The sequence below is a fragment of the Bradyrhizobium sp. CCGB01 genome (assembly GCF_024199795.1).
Classification (GTDB): domain Bacteria; phylum Pseudomonadota; class Alphaproteobacteria; order Rhizobiales; family Xanthobacteraceae; genus Bradyrhizobium.
The window spans coordinates 3629504-3645304 of record NZ_JANADK010000001.1; the positions used below are offsets into that span (position 1 = coordinate 3629504).

At 65.3% G+C, this 15801-nt stretch carries 15 protein-coding genes; 3 read left to right on the plus strand and 12 right to left on the minus strand.

Going from position 1 to position 15801, the window contains the following annotated elements:
* The first annotated feature begins 8 nt into the window (after positions 1–8).
* Complete coding sequence (locus NLM25_RS16470) at positions 9–1064, plus strand: LacI family DNA-binding transcriptional regulator (protein ID WP_254117958.1); 1056 nt, start codon at positions 9–11, stop codon at positions 1062–1064.
* 302 nt (positions 1065–1366) lie between these two features.
* Here the strand turns inward: NLM25_RS16470 and NLM25_RS16475 are convergent, their stop codons facing one another.
* Entirely contained in the window at positions 1367–2098 is a 732-nt protein-coding gene (locus NLM25_RS16475) for a DUF3750 domain-containing protein (protein ID WP_254141196.1), read from the minus strand.
* A gap of 120 nt (positions 2099–2218) precedes the next feature.
* Here NLM25_RS16475 and NLM25_RS16480 point away from each other — a divergent pair, with 120 nt between their 5' ends.
* Complete coding sequence (locus tag NLM25_RS16480) at positions 2219–2479, plus strand: hypothetical protein (RefSeq protein WP_254124248.1); 261 nt, start codon at positions 2219–2221, stop codon at positions 2477–2479.
* A gap of 147 nt (positions 2480–2626) precedes the next feature.
* Here the strand turns inward: NLM25_RS16480 and NLM25_RS16485 are convergent, their stop codons facing one another.
* Positions 2627–2785, minus strand: a complete 159-nt coding sequence (locus NLM25_RS16485; protein ID WP_254137655.1) for a hypothetical protein — start codon at positions 2783–2785, stop codon at positions 2627–2629.
* Between NLM25_RS16485 and NLM25_RS16490 the strand changes: the two genes are divergently transcribed.
* The gene (locus NLM25_RS16490; protein ID WP_254137656.1) at positions 2784–5888 is read left to right on the plus strand and encodes a DEAD/DEAH box helicase; all 3105 of its coding nucleotides are present in this window, start codon (positions 2784–2786) and stop codon (positions 5886–5888) included. The genes NLM25_RS16485 and NLM25_RS16490 overlap by 2 nt on opposite strands.
* Before the next feature lie 32 nt (positions 5889–5920).
* Here the strand turns inward: NLM25_RS16490 and NLM25_RS16495 are convergent, their stop codons facing one another.
* From NLM25_RS16495 to NLM25_RS16540, 10 genes are all read right to left on the minus strand, one after another.
* Positions 5921–6895: a tripartite tricarboxylate transporter substrate-binding protein gene (locus tag NLM25_RS16495; protein WP_254137657.1), complete on the minus strand. Its 975-nt coding sequence runs from the start codon at positions 6893–6895 to the stop codon at positions 5921–5923.
* 26 nt (positions 6896–6921) lie between these two features.
* A complete protein-coding gene (locus tag NLM25_RS16500; RefSeq protein ID WP_254117963.1) occupies positions 6922–7635 on the minus strand; it encodes a GntR family transcriptional regulator in 714 nt (237 codons plus the stop codon).
* Between the two features lie 23 nt (positions 7636–7658).
* Entirely contained in the window at positions 7659–8399 is a 741-nt protein-coding gene (locus tag NLM25_RS16505; RefSeq protein ID WP_254137658.1) for an SDR family oxidoreductase, read from the minus strand.
* A 24-nt stretch (positions 8400–8423) separates the two neighbouring features.
* Positions 8424–9194, minus strand: a complete 771-nt coding sequence (locus NLM25_RS16510) for an SDR family oxidoreductase (protein ID WP_254137659.1) — start codon at positions 9192–9194, stop codon at positions 8424–8426.
* Between the two features lie 14 nt (positions 9195–9208).
* A complete protein-coding gene (locus NLM25_RS16515) occupies positions 9209–9589 on the minus strand; it encodes a carboxymuconolactone decarboxylase family protein (protein ID WP_097658866.1) in 381 nt (126 codons plus the stop codon).
* Positions 9590–9613: 24 nt separating this feature from the next.
* Complete coding sequence (locus NLM25_RS16520) at positions 9614–10846, minus strand: ABC transporter substrate-binding protein (protein WP_254137660.1); 1233 nt, start codon at positions 10844–10846, stop codon at positions 9614–9616.
* 35 nt (positions 10847–10881) lie between these two features.
* Complete coding sequence (locus tag NLM25_RS16525) at positions 10882–11589, minus strand: ABC transporter ATP-binding protein (RefSeq protein WP_254137661.1); 708 nt, start codon at positions 11587–11589, stop codon at positions 10882–10884.
* Complete coding sequence (locus NLM25_RS16530) at positions 11576–13348, minus strand: ATP-binding cassette domain-containing protein (RefSeq protein ID WP_254137662.1); 1773 nt, start codon at positions 13346–13348, stop codon at positions 11576–11578. The genes NLM25_RS16525 and NLM25_RS16530 overlap by 14 nt, the downstream gene beginning before the upstream one ends.
* 2 nt (positions 13349–13350) lie before the next feature.
* Complete coding sequence (locus tag NLM25_RS16535) at positions 13351–14286, minus strand: branched-chain amino acid ABC transporter permease (RefSeq protein WP_254117970.1); 936 nt, start codon at positions 14284–14286, stop codon at positions 13351–13353.
* Between the two features lie 106 nt (positions 14287–14392).
* A complete protein-coding gene (locus NLM25_RS16540) occupies positions 14393–15787 on the minus strand; it encodes an MmgE/PrpD family protein (RefSeq protein WP_254137663.1) in 1395 nt (464 codons plus the stop codon).
* Positions 15788–15801 lie beyond the last annotated feature (14 nt).

Consider the following 15801-nt stretch of genomic DNA (forward strand, 5'->3'; position numbering starts at 1 on the left):
TCGCTGAGATGGACAAACCGGTCACCCCTTCGCTGAGCCGCATCGTCGACGTGGCGCGCCGTGCCGGCGTCTCCACGGCGACGGTTGACCGCGTTCTGAATCGCAGGCCCGGTGTGCGGGCGATGACGCAGCAGCGCGTGCTCGCCGCGGCGTCCGAGCTCGACTACATGCCGGCCGAGAATCTGCTGGCGGCGATGCGGCCCAAGCCGATGCGGCTGCTGTTCCTGCTGCCTGCGGGCACCAACCGCTTCCTGTCCACGCTGGGGCAGTTGATCGCGCATTCCGACGGCCGGCTCGCTCCCTTCAACGTCCATTGCCAGGTCGACACCATCAAGAGCTTCAATCCCGATCTGCTGGCACGCCAGCTCTGGCGCTCCCGCGACAAGGCCGACGGCATCGCCTTCATGGCGCTCGAACATCCGGTCGTGAGGGAAACCGTCGACAGGCTGGCGGAGCATGGCGTGCCGACGGTGACGCTGATCTCGGATATCCTGAACGCGCGCCGCGCGGCCTATATCGGACTGGACAATCGCTCGATCGGGCGCACCGCGGGCTATCTGATCGCGCGCTTTCTGGGCGAGCGTGCGGCCAAGGTCGCGATGATCGCGGGCAGCCGCAGCTATCGCGCGCATGAAGAGCGCGAAATGGGCTTCCTGCACGTCTTCGAAGAACTGTTCCCTTCGATCAAGGTCGTGGGCCTGCGCGAAGGCCACGATGATGCCGACCGCAACTATCGCCAGACACGCATGCTGCTCAGCCAGCATCCCGATCTTGCCGGAATCTACAACATCGGCGGCGCCGCCGACGGTGTCGCCCGGGCCCTGAAGGAAGCGAACCGGGAGCGCGACGTGGTCTTCATCGGTCATGGCCTGACCTCGGACACGCGCAGCTTTCTGCTCGATGGCACCATGGATGCCGTCATCACCCAAAGTCAGCTCAACACGATGATGAGCTGTGTCGGGATCTTCGACAACCTGCGCGCGGGCCGCAGCGCCATGCACGGCATCGAGGCACCGCGCAGCGAGATCATCTTTCGCGAGAACATTCCGGCGCTGGGGAGCTAGGCGCGCGTCAGCCAGTCATGATCGCTCCGGGATCAGGTTGGCTGGCATGACCGCTATGATGCAATTCTGCCAGTGTTTTGCCCGACAGGTCAAACCGGCCGGAGCCTGAGCAAATCAGCCGCGTTGGACGGCCGAAATTGCGTCGCCGGGGGAGGGGACTCGCGCTCTGCGCCTGCCGAACGATTTAGCTAAACCTCAGATCGACTTAAGCCGCGCCACCGCCAGCAACCGGCGAGGAGCGGTTCTACTGTGCATGGGGTTGTTTTCCAGATTTTTGTTTGGCGAGGTTCTTGCCGGCCGCTCTATAGGCCTGCCGCAACGCCGAGGCGGCCGATGCCGGGGAGCTTGAGCGCCGGCCGACGGATGTCGACGCCGAGCACGGCGCCGAGGAAATTGATCTCGATCCCTTCGACCCAGCCCACCGTCATGCCGAGGTATCCCGACAGCGAGGCGTAGAGGCCGGTGCCCGAAGGCGTGATGCCGGCCCAGCGACCGCTGTACGGATAGTCCTTGCCGACCGCTGTGGGTGGCAGAACGGCGCGAAGCTCGGGAACGGCGTCCAGCGTCGCCTGCACGAAGGTGTTGGAATTCGGTCCGGGCCAGGCGCTGTAATCGCCATAGGCGCGGAACTTGTAGGTCTCGATGACGCGGCGGATTTTTGGGATCAGCTCTTCAGCCGTGGCGCCGTCGACCGCCACGACGGTCTCGGGCATGGCGCCGAACCAGCGGCCGTCGGGCGCAAATCCGTTGCTGCGGATCGGGTCGCCCCACGCCGTGTAGTCGTATCGGCTATAGGTGTCGGCACCTTTCTCCTTGACGACGATCCAGGTGTGGACCGCGAAAATGCTGCGCCACCGCACCGTGCGCGCGGCAAAGACCCGGATCAGCGCCTCCGGATTGGCGGACGCCGGCGGCAGCAGGCCGGCGCTCGAGCGATCCGCCGTCTGCCAATTGCCGCGGCCGTCGCCAAACACATAATAGCGCCCGGCCGACAGCCCGATCGGCACGAGGATCAGCAGCAGAAAGAGATACAAAAACTTCCTCAAGGGCGTGCGTGTCAGGCGGGAGGATACTGTGAATATAGTTCGCCCCGCAGGCCGCGCCAGCGCGCGTCCGCTCTTGTATTTGGCGGGGGCACCCCCATGTTCCCGTTTATGATGAAGCTCTCCCTCATCGAAGACCAGGCCATCCAGGCGCGAATCGCGTTCATCGCGGGCGCCGAGACGTTCGATCGCATCTTCGCCGGCATCCGATTCGACGAAGTCGACGGCAATCTGCTGTTCGCGATTGCCAGGGATGAAGATTGCGCGGCCGAGATCGAGGATGAGTTCTCGCATCACCTCGCAGTGGTTGCGACGCAGGTCCTCGGGCAGAGCGTCGACGTGGTCGTGGTGCTGCCGAAGGTCCTGCAATAGGCCTTAATTTGGGCGTGCACGCCGGTCGTTTGGGCCCGTGTCCCTGCTTTTCAACGCAATCGCAAAATTGTAATGACGTCCTTGGGCGCCTAGGCCCGATTTGCGTTATCGACCGAGCTCTACGGGAGGGCTCGTCGACGCGCGCCTCTATTTGCGAAACAAAGTTGGATACACATTGGCGCCCACCAGGAAAGCCCGGGCCACGACCGGCGCGAAAAAGACAAAGAGCAAGAGCTCGAAAAGCAAGAGCGTAAAAAGCAAGAGCTCATCGCGTTCCACGGTCTCGTCCGCATCGCCGCTCGGCATGCTTGCGCTGCATCTGCGCGAGCAGTGGGAGAAGTCTGGCCGCGACGGCCTTGTCTTCCTCTGCGACGACGAGAACAGGGCGGAGCGGCTGGGCGGCGTGATCCACGCGCTCGACCCGTCGGTCGACGTGCTGGTGTTCCCGCGGCTGAACAATCTGCCGTTCGATGGGCTTGAGCCGTCGCGCGAGATCGCTGGGCGACGCAGCTCGGTGCTCCGGCGGCTTGCCAGGACGAAGAAGCCGGTCTTCCTCGTGTCGACAGCAGAAGCCATCATGGAGCGGCTGCCGCTGCCGGCGAGCTGGTCGAAGACCAGCCTCAGCCTGAAGGTGGGCGGAGCCTTTTCGGAAGCCGAACTGGAGGGCCGTCTGGAAGCGCTCGGCTACGACCTCGACGAAGAGGCGGAATATCCCGGCGGCGTCCTGTTCCACGGCAAGACGTTCGAGGTGTTTCCCGCCGGCGCACTCAGTCCGTTCAGGATCGAGCATTCCGATGGGACTATCCGCAAAATCGTCGCCGTCGATCCGATCGAGCATGAGGTCGTGTTCGAGACGAAGGAGCTGCTGATCGATCCGATGTCCGAACAGATTGCGCTCGGGGGCAAACGCGGGCAGCGGGCGACCCTGCCGGACTATTGCGATCGCGCGCGGTGGATTGTGGATGCCGGCGTGCTCGGCCATGCCGATAGCTGGCTGGGCACCATCGAGGAGGCGGCCGGCCGCAGGGATGCAGAGCGCGAGTATCTCGGCCGGGACGAGTGGAAGCGGCTGAAGAAGCGCATGACCGTGTTGCCGCAGAAATCGGCCTTTACGCAGACACCGGATTTCTCCAAGGCCGCTTCGCCAAGAAAGATCCTGCGCGCATTTATTGACGATATGCAACGCGCCGGATCGCGGCTTTTGTTCGTCGCGGCCATCGAGGACGACCTACGCGCGATGGAGCGGATGAGCGGGATCAAGGCGGAGCGCTGCGCCGATTGGAGCGAGGCAACGGAGGGACGGGATCGCGAGACGGCGTTCCTGGCCGACTTCGATGCCGGCTTCGTCGGAACGGGCCGCAAGCCTCTGGTCATCGTGACCGCGTCCGACGTGCTCGGCAGCAGGGCCCATCATCCGCAGCCGATGGCGCGGAGCTGGACCGCTGCGTTCGATCATCCTGACGTGCCGGAGCGTGGCGCTGCGGTGGTTCATTTGCAGCGCGGGCTCGCTTTGCTCGACGGCTTGCAGACCTTCGCCATGGGGAAGGGGGTGCGGCGCGAGATGGTCAGGCTGGCATTCGCCGGCGACAACGCCGTTCTCGTGCCTCCGGCCGATCTTGCCTTGATATGGCCGTATGCGGCCGAGCCCGGCAAGCTGGCGCGCGACAAGGCGGATGGCAGCACGTGGTGGGCGCGGCGAACCGAGGCCGAGGCTGAAATTCAAACCGCCGCCAAGGCGCTCGCAAAACACATCAGCCAGCGCCACCGCCGCCGCGCACCCAAGCTGGTCGCGCCAGGTCCGCTCTATGAAAGGTTCGTCGCGCGCTTCCCCTATTTCACGACGGTCGACCAGGCCAAGGCCATTCAGGACGTGCTCGATGATCTCGGGGCAGGTCATCCCATGGATAGAGTCGTCTGCGGCGATGTGGGGTTTGGCAAGACCGAGGTGGCGTTGCGTGCGGCGGCGGCCGTGGCGCTATCTGGAAAACAGGTGGCGATTGCGGTGCCGACAACCGTGCTGGCGCGGCAGCATGTCGAAACCTTCCGCAAACGCTTCGGACCTCTCGGGATCGAAGTCGGAAGCCTGTCGCGGGCCACCTCGGGTCCGGAGACGCGAGAGACCAAAGAGGGCTTGCGAAGCGGCCGGATGAAAGTCGTGGTCGGCACGCAGGCGCTTTCTGCAAAGGACGTGAAGTTCGCCGATCTCGGCCTCGTCATCATCGACGAGGAACAGCATTTTGGAGCGGCAGAGAAAGCGAAGCTTTCAGGCTTGGCAAAGAATGCCCATACGCTCTGGATGAGCGCGACGCCGATCCCGCGGACGCTCGCGGCGGGGCTTGCGGGCTTCCGCGATCTCAGCGTGATCGCAACGCCGCCGGTTCACCGGCTTCCGATCGTGACCAAGATCGCGCCGCTTTCGGATGCGGCCATTGCCGGCGCATTGCTGCGCGAGCGGCGGCGGCACGGCCAGAGTTTTCTGATCTGCCCGCGCATCCAGGATCTGGAGCCGATGCTGGCGCGCGTGCAGGCGCTCGCTCCCGATCTCCGTATCGTCTGTCTTCACGGCAAGATGCCTGTCGACGAGCTCGACGACCGCATGATGAGCTTCGTCGACGGCGAGGCGGACGTGCTGCTGGCGACCAACATCGTGGAAAGCGGTCTCGACATTCCGCGCGCGAACACCATCGTTGTGTGCTGGCCCGAAAAATTCGGTCTCGCTCAGCTCCATCAGCTCAGGGGGCGGGTAGGACGCGGCGGAACGCGCGCCTTCGCCTATCTGCTGACGGAGTCGGCCTCGGCGCAGTCCGAGAAACGTCTGGCCGTGCTCGAGGAGTTCAGCAAGCCCGGCGCCGGCTTCGCCATCAGCGAGCGCGACCTGGATCTTAGGGGCGCTGGCGATCTGTTCTCCGAGCAGCAGTCGGGGCACGTGCAGGTGTTCGGCCCGGTGCTCTACAGTCATCTGCTGAAGCTCGCCTCGGAACGGATCAACGATTCCGGCGCCTTCCTGTGGGTGCCCGATCTGAACCTGCCGGTCGGCGATATGCTGCCCGAAGGCTACGTGCAATCGGACGCGGTGCGGCTCGAGATCTATGGCCGCGCCGCCAGATGCCGGAGCGACGACGATCTGGAAGATCTGGAGGAGGAGACCTCGCGGCGTTTCGGCAAGCTCCCGCCGGAGGCGCGCGATTTCTTCGCAGCCGCCAGACTCAGGATCGATTGCAAGCGGCGCGGCATCGTCAGGCTCGATGTCGGGCCGGAGGCTGCCGCCGCGACATTCCTCCCCGGTCGCTTGCGGAAATCCAAGGCGCGATCACTGCAACGCGACGGCGATCGCGTCGTCTACGCCGCCCGCGGCCACGATGACCCGTTTGACCGGATCGAGGAGTTTTTTGAGCTGCTGGACGAATGACAGCCAAGCTCGCTGCGCCCTGGCGCCGACCTCTATTGCGGCTCGATTCCAGCCGCTTTGATAATCCGCCCCCACTTGCCGATCTCAGCCTTCAGGAAGGCTTCGAGGGCTTCCGGGGTCGCGCGCTCGGCTTCGACCGGAGCCATGCTGAGCTCGGCGAAGCGGCTGATCAGGGCGGGATCCTTCAGGGCTGTCTGCAGCGCACCGACGAGCTGGTCGACCACCGGCTTCGGCGTGCCGCGCGGCGCGTAGAGGCCGTACCAGGTCGTGACATCGAATGCGGGAACGCCGGCCTCGGCCGAGGTCGGCACATTGGGTAGCGTCGCCACGCGCTTCTTGCTGGTGATCGCGTAGCCCTTGATCGTGTTGGACTGGATGTAGGGCGTCGGCCCGGTCGCGGGATCGCAGTAGACGTCGATATGGCCGGCGATGACGTCGTTCAGCGCCGGCCCGCCGCCCTTGTAGTAGATCGGCGTGAGCTTGGTGTCGGTCGCGCTCATGAACATCAGGCCGCAGAGCTGCGAGGCCGAGCCGAGACCGACGTTGCCAAAAGTCATCTTGTCGCCCTCGCTGCGGATGCGCGCGATCATCTCGCCGAGATCCCTGGCCGGAAAATTCGGCCGCGCCACGAGGATCATCGGAACGTCCGTCACGAGCCCGATCATGGCGAAGTCGCCGACGGGGTCGAACGGCAGCTTGGCGTAGAGCGCGGGCGCCGTGGCCTGGCCGACATGCATCAGGAGGAGAGTGTAGCCATCAGGCGCGGCCTTGGCGACGCGGTTGGTACCGAGCGTGCCGCCGGCACCGACCACATTCTCGATGACGATGGACTGCTTCAGCGTCGCGCTCATGGCGTTGCCGAGAATACGCGCGATGACGTCGCCGGGACCGCCGGCGGAGAAGGGCACGATCAGCGTGACCGGGCGGGCAGGGTAGTCGTCTGCGAGAGCCGCGCCACAGGGCGAGAGCAGGAGACACAGGATCAGCGATCGTACGAGAGACAACATCGAACACTCCCTGAATTCTTGTTTTTCTAGTCGTCGGAGGGCGTCGCCTCCTTGGCGGCGTTTCGTTCAATCATGTCGAGCGCGGCCACCGCAGCCGCGTTGATGTGATCGACGCAGCAGCGCTCGGCGAGGTCTGGATCGCCGTTCTGGATCGCACGCCAGATCGCGGTGACCTCGCGCAGGCTCTTGTTGATCCGTTTCGGCTGCGACATCGACGTGATCCGCAGCAGCTGAATGCGGTCGTGCAGCGGCTTGAGCATGCGCTCGATGAAGGCGTTGCGGCAGCCGCCGATCAGCGCGGCGTAGAAGTCGGTCTTGGCTTCGAGGCTGCCGACGAGATCCTGCTTGGCCGCGGCCGCCTTCAGCCGCGTCAGGGCTTCCCCGATCCGCCGGGCCACTTCCGGGTCGTGGAGCCTGGCGCACTCGCGGCCAGCGAAGCCTTCGAGGACCGCGCGTGCCGCATAGAGCTGCCGGGCTTCCTCCAGGCTGATCGTGGAGACCACCGGGCCGCGGTGCGGGACGATGTTGACGAGGCCGTCGGCTTCGAGGGCACGCAGTGCTTCACGGATCGAGGGGCGGCTGACGCCCATCATCTCGCAGAGCTCGCGCTCGACGAGGCGTTGGCCCGGCTTCAGCGTTCCGGACATGATAGCCTCGCGCAGCTTTTGCGCGACCATCGCCCGGACGGTCGGGACGTCCTCGATGCGGAGTGTCGACTGCAATTCGCTACGTCTTTCCATGTCCGGGCCCTGGTTGGGAAAAGTCAGTACCGGTTTACAGGCAGAATCATCATTTCGGCAATTTGAACGTGCGGGGGCTGGTCAAGGGCGAAGACGATCGAGCGAGCGATATCGGCCGGCTCGAGCGCCATCCTGAACTGGTCGAAATAGTCCTTTTCCTTCTGCGTATCGCCGCGGTAGCGGGTCAGGATGATGTTGGTCCGGGTCAGGCCGGGCTGGAGCTCGGTCACCCGGATCGCGGTGTCCGCGAGCTCACCGCGGAGGGTCTCCGTGAACATGTGCACGCCCGCCTTGCTGGTGCTGTAGGCCGCCATATCCGGGACAATACGGACCGCGTTGATGGAGCTGATGTTGACGACATGGCCGGAGTTGCGCTGGACCATGCCGGGCAGGATCGCGCGGGTGACGCGCATCAGGCCGATCAGATTGGTCTGGATGATGTTGGACCAGTCGTCCGCGGAACCAAGGTCGAAGCGGGTCCGTCCGCCAATATCGTGTCCGGCATTGTTGATGAGAATGTCGACCGGTTTGAAATGACCTGGAATTGCATCCGGCAGACCATCCACAGCCGAGGCGTCGCTGATGTCGAGCTGAATCGGAAACACTGCGGCGCCCGCCGTTGCGGCCAACTCCTGGAGGGCTTTGGCGTCGCGATCGACCAGCACGACGCGGCGGCCGCTCTCCAGCAACGCCTTGGTGATGGCGCGTCCCATGCCGCCGGCGGCGCCCGTCAGCACGACGGTCTGGCCCGATTGTTCAGTCATCGCAGCACTCCCATTCCATTGCTCTCATGCGACCGACCAGCCGCCGTCGATCGGCAGGCTGGCTCCGGTGATGTCGTTCGCGGCGGGGCCACAGAGAAAGACGACCAGGGCGGCGACGGCATCCATTTCGACGAAGCGCTGCGTCGGCTGGCGCTCGCCGAGATACTCGCGGGTCACGTCATCGGCCGGACGGCCGCTGTTCGATGCGATCGTCGCGATCTTGTTCAGGATGGCGGGCGTCGGCAGAGTACCGGGGCAAAGCGTGTTGCAGGTAATGCCGCTGCGTGCCGTCTCGATGGCCACCGCACGAGTGATCCCGAGGATTGCCGTCTTTGTGGTGACGTAGTCGATGCGGTCCTCGACGGCGCGGCTCGAATAGATCGAGCCCATGTTGATGATGCGGCCCCAGCCGCTCTGCTTCATGGCCGGCAGCGCCAGGCGGATCAGGTGGAACGGCGCGGAAAGATTGATGGCCAGCGCCTCCTCCCAGCGATCGGGCGGAAACTGCTCGATCGGCGAAAAATGCCGGACAACGGCGTTGTTGACGAGAATGTCGATGGCACCGCAGCGGTCGAGCAGGTCGGCGATCATGGTCTCGATCGCCTCGCGCTGGGCGAGATCGGTACCGGCCGCGATAACCTCCACGCCGAAGCGGGCGCGAAGATCATCCGCGGCCTGCTTCGGCGCGACGAGATCGTGAAGGACAATGTTGGCGCCCGCGCCGGCGAGCCCTTCCGCGACGGCAAAGCCAAGGCCTGCGGTCGCGCCGGTCACGAGTGCCCATTTGCCCTTCATCGCCAGGCGCTCCGCTATGTCTTGTCGAGCTCGGCGAAGACTTCCTTCGCATTCCGGAAGGCATCGACGCCCGCCGGCACGCCGCAATAGATCGCGACTTGCATGAAGACCTCGCGGATCTCCTCGCGGGTCGCGCCGTTGGCGAGCGCGCCGCGGACATGCGTCTTCAATTCGTGCGGCCGGTTGAGTGCGCAGAGCATCGCCAGATTGAGGAAGCTGCGGGTCTTGCGTGTCAGGCCTTCGCGGCCCCAGACGTAGCCCCAGCAATATTCCGTCGTGAGGTCCTGCATCGGGCGATTGAATTCGTCCGCGGATGCGATCGCCTTGTCCACGAACTCGTTGCCGAGCACGCTTTTGCGGATTTCGAGACCGCGATCGTAGGTTGCCTTGTCCATGCTGTCTTCCTTTATTTGCGGGCGTCAATTCTTCGGCCAGAACGGCTGTGCCAGCGCGAGCTGCGGTGGGAACACCGTCACCGGCACGCCGGATTGCCATTGCACGATGGTCATGCCGGCGCCGACGCGGCGGCCTTTCTCGTCGAACTTGATCTCGCCCAGCGGATAGTATTTCGAGGGGCCGGCATCCATGGTGCGCAGCGCTTCGCCCACGGCGACACGGTCGGCCTTGCCGGCCTTCTCCAGCGCGTCCTTGATCACCCACATGTCCCCATAGGTGGAGATCGCGTTCTGCGTCATCCACGGCTCCTTGTAGCGGGTCTTCAATTCGGCGATCAGGGCCTCGTGTCCCTTGGCGCCCCAGCTTGCGACGCAGGTCAGCACGCCCTGGAGCAGCTCGGGGCTGACGGTCTGCAGCATGTCCGGCTCGGCGATCGCGATGCCGAACGAGATGGTCGGGACCTTGCCCTGGCCGAGGCCGAACTCGTTCATCTTCTCGAGCAGCAGTTTTGCGTCCGAGATCACCGTCGGCAGGAAGAAGAGCAGGTCGGGCTTTGCCGAACGGATCTTCTGCACCAGCGATGTCGCGTCCGCCAGCGGCGGCGTGAACGTTTCGTCGACGATCAGCTGCAGCTGGTTCTCCGCCAGCAGGCCCTCGCGCATCGCTTTTGCGGAAGCGATCGAGGCACCCGTGTTATCGGTCAGGATCGCGACCGTCTTCGGCCGCTTGCCGGAGGCCGTCTCCGCCAGCTTGATGAGTTGGGGCAACGCCTGCTTCGCCTGCGAGCCCGCGGTGGCCGCGGTCTGGAACACGTACTTGAATCCGCGCTCGGTGATGAGGTCGGAGTAGGAGAGGGTGAGCATGGGCAGGTTGGCGCGCTCGGTCACCTCGGTAACGGCGAGGGTGAAGGAGGAGAGATAGGAGCCGGTGGCGGCGACCAAATCGGGCTCCTGCGCCACCATGCGCTGCGCCGCGTTCTTGGCCTTCTCAGTGGTATCGCCGCAGTCGATCACGACCAGCTTCAGCTTGGCGCCGCCGAGCGCCTTGATGCCGCCTTGCGCGTTGATATGCTCGATGCCCATCTCGGCGCCCATCTTCATCACCTGGCCCGGACGCGTGTAGATGCCCGACAGCGGGACGATCAGCCCGACCTTGATCTCGGCCGGGGCCTGTGCGCGGGCCACGCCGGCAAGGCCCACGGCGGCGGCGCCGGACAGCACGGTCCGGCGCGTCAGCCCCTTCGATGTCTTGTTCATTTTGTTCTCTCCCTGGTCTTTGTTTTTTCTGTTCGTCACATGCCGAGATAGGCCTTGCGCACGCGGTCGTCGGCGCGCAGCGTGTCGTTGTTGCCTTCGAGCACGACGTGTCCGGCTTCGAGGACGTAGCCGTGGTCGGCGGATTCCAGCGCTTCCGCGACGCGCTGCTCGACCAGCAGCATGGTCAGGCCGGACTGGCGGCGGATCTCGATCAGGCGCTCGAAGATGAAATCCGCGGTCGAGGGCGCGAGCCCCATCGATGGCTCGTCCAGCATCAGCAGTTTGGGCGAGGAGGCGAGGCCGCGGCCGATCGCGAGCATCTGTTGCTGGCCGCCGGACATCGTGCCGGCGAATTGATTGCGGCGCTCCTTCAGCACCGGCAGCCATTCGAAGATGCGCTCGATATTGGCCTGCCAGTCGCGCCGGCCGCTTTCGGTCATCGCGCCCATTTCCAGATTCTCCATCACGGTCAGCGACGGGAAGACCTGGCGGCCCTCGGGGACGTGGGCGATGCCCAGATGCGCGCGCTGTGGCGGCGGCACCGCGAGGAGATCGACGCCGTCGAACGTAATTCCTCCGCCGCTCGGCTTCACGATGCCGGAGATCGTCTTGAACAGCGTGGTCTTGCCGGCGCCATTGGGCCCGACGATCGCAACGAACTGGCCCGCGCCTACATTGATCGACACGTCGTTCAGGACGGGCTTGGCCGAATAGCCCGCGCTCAATCCCTCAATTCGCAGCATGGCCCACCCACTTCTTGCCGAGATAGGCCTCGATCACACGGCTGTCGCGCGTCACGACCTCCGGCAGGCCCTCGGTGATGACGGCGCCGTGGTCGAGCACGAGGAAGCTGTCGACCAGCCGGACCATCGCCTGCATGGTGTGCTCGATGATGGCGATGGTCATGCCGTCGCGTGCGAGCTGCTGGATCACGGCGACGACCTCGTCGGCCTCTCCGTGGCCGAGGCCCGCGAGCGTCTCGTCAAGCAGCAGGATGCGCGGTTGGCCGGCGATCGCGCGCGCCAGCTCCATCAGGCGCAATTCCTTGGTCGAGAGCTCGCCGGCGACACGATCCGCCACCGCGGAGAGCCCGACACGAGCGACCGCGTCGGCGGCCAGCTTGCGCGCCTCCTCGTCGGAGCGGGCGCGGACATAGGCGCCGACCACGACGTTGTCGAGGATCGACATGCGCAGGAACGGACGCATGACCTGGAAGGTGCGGCCAATGCCGGCCTCGCAGATCACGTGCGGCCGCTGCCCGGACATGTTGCGGCCGTCGATCAGAACCTCGCCCTGGCTCGGCTTCAGGAAGCCGTTGAGCAGGTTGAACAGCGTGGTCTTGCCCGCGCCGTTGGGGCCGATGATGCCGAGGATCTCGTTCTTGTGCAGCTTGAAGCTGACGTCCTGCACGGCCTTGAGGCCGCCGAAGGAGCGCGAGAGGTTGCGGACCTCGAGCACGACGTCGCCGGTGGCTGCACGTTGTCGCGCGGCGGGCTTCAGCGCCGTGACGTTGGCGGTCGATGCTTCGGGGACGCCGCCGTCGACCGACTTCGGCGCGAGCCGTTTGCGCATAAGATCGCGCAATTTCCAGAACAGACCTTCGGGCGCCAACAGGATGACGCAGACGATGGCAAGGCCGAAGATGACGCCCTGGATGCCGGGGATGCGCGCGCCGGCTTCGGCGTGCAGGATCTCGGCGAGCGGAATCAGGATCACCGAGCCGATGACCGGGCCCCAGACGGTGCCGACGCCGCCGAACATCGCAACCGTCAGCGCCTGCGCCGAGACCAGCATGCCGAACACCGATGCCGGGGTCACGACCAGCAGCACCTGCGCGTAGAACCCGCCGATGGCGGCGGCGATTGCCCCGCTCAGCGTGATCGCGCGCAGCTTCCAGGCCAGCGTGTTGATCCCGGCCGCTTCAGCCGCGGCCTCGTTCTGCTTGATCGCGAGCAGCGCCATGCCGAAGCGCGAGCGCTCGATCAATTGCGTCAGCACGATGGTGGCCAGCATGATGGCGAGCCCCAGCAGCGTATAGATGTGGGGATCGGAGAACTGCATGAAGGCGATCGGCGCGTCGCGCTTGATCGGGAGCGTCACCTCCTGAAAGCCGAGCCACTCGAACACGTAGAGAATGGCGAGCGGGTAGGCGAGCATCGCGAGGGCAAAGTAGTGGCCCTGCAGGCGAAAGGTCGGAAATCCGATCAAGAGGCCGGCGATACCGCCGAGCAGGGCGGCGACCGGGATCAACAGCCAGGGCGAAATGTTGAAATAGATCTGCCCGAGCGCGGTCGCATAGGCGCCGATGCCGAAGAAAGCGGCGTGGCCGAACGAGATCAGGCCAGTGTAGCCGCTGAGCAGATTCCAGGACAGGCCGAACACCGCCCACACCGGCACCAGCGTCAGGATCAGCTGGTAGTAGGAGTTGGTGACGCCGAGCGAGATCCCGGCGTAGGCGAGCGTGAAGAGCAGGGGAGGAAGAAAGGATCGCATCCGGAGCATGGTCACGTCCTCTCGACCATGCGCCCGAAGAAGCCTTGCGGGCGGAAGAAGATGATGAGGAGGAAGACCGCGAAGATCGCGGCGTTCTGCAACTGCGTCGGCAGGATCAGCGTCGACATCTGCTGGACGAGGCCGATCGTCATGCCGCCCCAGAACGCGCCGATGATGCTGCCCATGCCGCCGAGCACGACGCCGGCATACATGACGATGACGTATTCGAGGCCGACGAACGGATGGAACGGATAATTGGTGGCGAGCAGGCCGCCGGCGATCGCGGTGATGCCGCAGCCGAGCGCGAAGGCGGTGCGGTGCGCGCGGTCGACGTCGATGCCCATATAGGTTGCCGCGGTCGGATTGTCGGCGGCGGCGCGCAGCGACTTGCCGATCCGCGTCCGCGTGATCAGCAGCGCGAGGAGAATCATGATCGCCAGCGAAACGACCGCATCGATGCTGCGCGCCTTGTTGAGGAACACGCTCATGTCGAAGAAGGGACCCAGCTCCCAGGCCGAGCTCGACAGCGGCGTGCGGATCGAGGCCAGCACCGAGCCGAACACGATGAGGCCGCCGTTCTGCAGGATCAGCGCGATGCCGAGCGTGAGGATGAGCTGGGCGTAATGGCCTTCGCCCTCGAGCGAGGCGGTGCGCGTCCCTGATACGTGCGAGATCAGCGCGAGATGGACGAAATAGCCGAACACGGCGAGCACGGGCCCGGCCAGCAGGATGGCGACGAATGGCCCGACTGTATTGCCGAACAGCGCCTGGATGCCGGCGGCGGTGAAGAGATAGAAGGCGGTGTACATGCCGAGCATCATGAAATCGCCATGGGCGAAGTTGATGACGCGCATGACGCCGAAGATCAGGCCGAGCCCGACGCACATCAGGCCGTAGACGGCGCCGATCAGCAGGCCCGCGGCGAGCGCTTGAAAGAATCCTTCCATCAGCCCTGCCTCCGCATGGCGCTGGCTTGCCGACGATCATGCGCCGGTGGCGCTGCTAGGCTGGTCTCCCGGTCGACCATGTTTCCCCCGTACACTTTGGCATTTCTTATGATGCCGATCGTAAAGCTCGTTCCGGCGCGTCCAGACGGCATTGTGCTGCGATGACAGCGGCATCGCCGTGCTGTTCGCAATCGTCGATGAGTTGCTCGAGCCGACGCGCGCGGTCCTCGCCGAGGACGCGGCCGGCGGCGGCGCGGAAGCGCGTGCGAACGTCTGAGGGCGTCGCGGCGATGACGTCGGGCAAAGCGTGCCGGATCGTCCGTCCGCCCCGCAGATGCACGGTCACATCCGCGCCCTGCTTAGCCGGGAAGGCGGCGGTAAAGCCGGCATCGGCTTGAAGGTCCGTCACCGAAACCAGGCGGATAATGTCGGCATCATCGAGCTCGGCATAATTCTCTTCCTCGATCTCGCCGCACACCAGGGTGGCCGCGACACTGAACGGGATGCTCATCTTGGCCTGGAGGGCGTTGCGATAGGGCCCTGCTGAATCGCAACCCGGATAGCGAACAGCGGCATCCGGCGCGCGAATGACGACGCGCTCGATGTCGTCGGCACCGGCGAGCTCGTGCGAGACTCGGAGCGCGGCCTGTACCGCGGTCTGCGCGAAATTGCAGGCGGGGACCGGCTTGTTGTAGACCGCCATGATCTCGCATTCGCCATCGGGGAACAGCGCGATGCTGTCGGGCGCAGCCTGGCGCCGATAGGCGGCGAACAGGCCGGCTTCGCCCTCGAGGATCGTTTCGGAGCCGAAGGCGCCGGCCGCCGCAAGACCGATGGCCTTGATGGCGTTGCTGGCGGCGAAGCCCGGATGGAAATACATGTCGGAGCCGCCGGCATGCGGCCACTCGTTGAGGCCGCTGGACGTATTGGCCGCGATCGCGATGGCACTGGTCGCGGCATCTTCGGACAGGCCGAGCGCGAAGCTTCCCGCGAGCGCTGCGCCTGGCGGCGCCACCAGACCCGTCGGGCGGTAGAGCCGCGCAAGGTCGGAGGTCAGCAGCGCGCGGCCGATCCGCGCGCCGGTCTCGTAGCCAATGACGGCAGAAGTGAGCAGCCTCGCGCCGTGCAGCGGCGTCTGCTCCGATAGCGCGAGGAGAGTGGGCCAGATCACGACGCCATGGTGTGCGATGCTGGCCGCATGCATGTCTTCGCGGACGAGGCCGTGCCCCATCACGGCATTCGCAAAGGCGGCATCGGCCGGCGAGGAGAGCTGCGATGTCCCGATGATCGTCGTGCTGCCGCCGGTTTGCGCGATCGCAACCGCCTGGCGGCTCCAGGGATGATGACCGGCCTCGAACGCGCAGGAGAGGAAGTCGAGCAGGCAGAGTTTTGCCTTGGCGACGACGTCGGGCCCGAAGTCTCCGAGATCCAGCGCAAGCACGCTCCGCGCCATCTGGCGCGCGAGCGATAGCTTGCCGGATCCGGTCGGGCCGATCGTCATCGCAATCGCTCTCC